Annotated in this window: 1 pseudogene (cut by a window edge); it reads left to right on the forward strand. The window is 56.9% G+C overall.

Going from position 1 to position 511, the window contains the following annotated elements:
- Window positions 1-142 precede the first annotated feature (142 nt).
- Window positions 143-511, forward strand: a pseudogene (locus FVQ81_06170) (hypothetical protein) (it continues 18 nt past the right edge of the window).

Raw genomic sequence — 511 nt, forward strand, 5'->3', positions numbered from 1 at the left:
ACAACGACGAGGACCTGCTGAAGAGGCTCAAGGGCCTGGGCTATATTTCCTGAACATTACTATACCGGCGCCGCCGTCCGGATTTTCACTCCCTCGGCGCCTACGTTCTAACTGATAGCGAAAGGATGCGGCCCGGCCCGCCATGAAGTTTACTCTGGACTTATTCAACCGCCTGTTCGATTTCATCTCCTTCGGCAGTTCGCCGAGCGCGCGCTACTGGTTCATCGTCGAGATGAGCCTGATCAGCGCCGTGGTATTCCTGTATCTGTTCAAGCTGGTGTCCAATCAGCAGCGGATCAAGGTTTACAAGAACAGGATCTGGGGCAATATCCTCCAGATGAGGATCTACCAGGACCGCCTGGGAGTAATCGTCTCCAGCATCTTCAAGGTGGCCGGCTACAACGTCCTCTACCTCAAAGAGATGCTGCTGCCGCTCGTGGTGCTGCTGCCGGCCCTGGCGCTGTTCACGATCCAGGTCAACAACCGCTGCGGCTACCAACCGCTGCTGCCG

This window comes from Candidatus Glassbacteria bacterium (genome assembly GCA_019456185.1).
Taxonomy (GTDB): Bacteria; Gemmatimonadota; Glassbacteria; order GWA2-58-10; family GWA2-58-10; genus JAJRTS01.